Annotated in this window: 1 protein-coding gene; it reads left to right on the top strand. The window is 52.3% G+C overall.

Features of this window, described 5'->3' with window-relative positions; translation table 11 throughout:
* The first annotated feature begins 270 nt into the window (after window positions 1–270).
* On the top strand, window positions 271–1,719 hold the full coding sequence (locus tag HMPREF2614_RS07155) for a nucleobase:cation symporter-2 family protein (protein ID WP_070560601.1): 1,449 nt from the start codon (window positions 271–273) through the stop codon (window positions 1,717–1,719).
* Window positions 1,720–2,193 lie beyond the last annotated feature (474 nt).

Genomic DNA, 2,193 nt, shown 5'->3' with positions numbered 1-2,193 from the left:
ATACATTACACACACTTCACACATAAAGCGAACCTGCAGGTCACAACGCCTTTCTAGTGTATTTCCGAGCTAATAGAAAACCATAACCCTAGAGTCTCACTTAAAGCTGTTCCGCAATGCATTCGTTCAGCGGCCCCCCACGCACACTCACGAGTTATCTCAGCAAAGTGGCGTGGCCCGATCGCCTCGTCGTAAAGCGAGATGGAGCGAAACCACCCCAATAGAAAGCTCCAGTGAGGAAAACCTGGACTAGGGAACTAAAGTCGAACTGTGACTACATCAACGAAGACCGATACTCAGACGGTTCATCCGGTCGATGAGTATCCGGGCCATGTGAAACTGCTTGTACTCGGCTTTCAACATGTGCTCGCCGCGTATGCAGGCGCGGTGGCAGTCCCGCTTTTCGTGGGCTGGGCACTTGTGGATGCCGGGCGTATGTCCCCATCCGATATTCCGCACCTAATTGCTGCGGACCTGTTTGTTGCAGGCATCGCCACCATCGTACAGTCGGTGGGTATTTGGCGATTTGGTGTGCGACTACCACTGATTCAGGGCTGTACCTTCTCTGCCGCGATTCCGATGGTTACTATCGGATCGCAATACGGCGTACCCGCAATCTACGGTTCGGTGATTGCATCGGGCATTTTCATGATGCTCTTTGCACCGCTTTTTGCGTCGCTTCTACGCCTATTTCCGCCGTTGGTCACTGGCACGGTGCTATTGATTATCGGCACGACGCTTATGCCAGTCGCAGCCGACTGGGTTGGTGGCGGTGCTGAAGTCAAGGACACTCCAGATTTCGGCGCACCTCAAAACTTGGCAGTAGCTGCGTTTGTGTTGGCCTTAATTCTCAGTATTGAGCGATGGGCACCAGAATGGCTCGCCCGCATTGCCGTTCTAGTGGGCATGATCTCCGGATTGCTGCTATGCATTCCATTGGGAATGGTGGATTGGTCTGGAACTAAGGACTCACCAGTCTTCGGGTTGACGCATCCATTCTACTTTGGCATGCCTGAATTCGTCCTCTCCGCTGTATTTGCCATGTGCATTGTTTCGCTTGTGACTATGGTCGAAGCGACTGGCGACGTACTTGCAATCGGCGAGATTACCGAATCCGAGATTGATAATCACCGTATTGCCGACACACTGCGTGCCGACGGTGCTGCGACCGTAATTGGCGGTATTTTCAATACCTTCCAATACACGGCGTTTGCCCAGAACATTGGCGTCCTATCCATCACGGGCGTACGTTCCCGATGGGTTACCGCAGCTGCAGGTGGAATGCTGCTGATTCTGGGTTTGATTCCAAAGACGGCCGCTCTCGTTGCCGCTATCCCAGCTCCAGTTTTGGGAGGTGCCGGTATTGCCTTGTTCGGTATGGTCGCAGCATCGGGCGTCCGCACTCTATCCAAGGTTAAGTTCACTGAATCCAACGTGATTGTCGTGGGTATTCCGTTGGCATTGGCATTACTTCCTGCTGTATCGCCCGAACTATTCTCCGGACTACCGGCATGGGCGCAAACGTTTATGGCTTCAGGTATCTGCGTAGGTTCCGTCGCTGCTATCATCTTGAATCTTTTGTTCAACACCGCCGACCGTGCACCGCACGCCGTTACTCCGAGTGCTCACGACACCTTCCGCGGAGGTATTAACTCGGAAGATAAGGACCACGACGGCTACGGAGACGTCCCGTCAGCTAAGCCGAGCAGTAATAGCTAACCTCGGTACTTTGATTAGCGCGACCGCATAGCTTAATCCCAGACAGGGCTAACCTAACTAAATACGACACACTCCCGTATGGGCGCAGGCAATACCTCACCTATACGGGATTTTCTTTTGGCGCGATCGAGGAAGCCGCCACAGCATCTCGTAGGTACGAGTCGAAAATCAGAGCTGACTACTAAGTAAGCGTATGTCTCTCTATTTGGACAGCTTGGTAATAAAGCCTCAATTGGACCGAGGTATCAGTATGTAGGGATAAGTGGCGGTGATAGTCACAGAAGTGCAATAGATGAATCGCACACACCAACAAGCTAAGTGCCAGAATTCGAGGAGCCTCCGCGACCGGTCTACTGCGCACCGGGCCCCTTCCAAATACCCACAACCAAGCAAAATCAATGGCTATCACCGAGACATAAGCTACGACATCTATCGATTGAATGTTGTTTACTTGTGGGTAAAACAAAAGTGGGC

Origin of the sequence: Corynebacterium sp. HMSC074C11 (assembly GCF_001809455.1) — a bacterium.
GTDB classification, from domain to species: Bacteria; Actinomycetota; Actinomycetes; order Mycobacteriales; family Mycobacteriaceae; genus Corynebacterium; species Corynebacterium amycolatum.
Note: the sequence above shows the minus strand (reverse complement) of the source record. Positions and strands in the feature narration are given on the sequence as shown.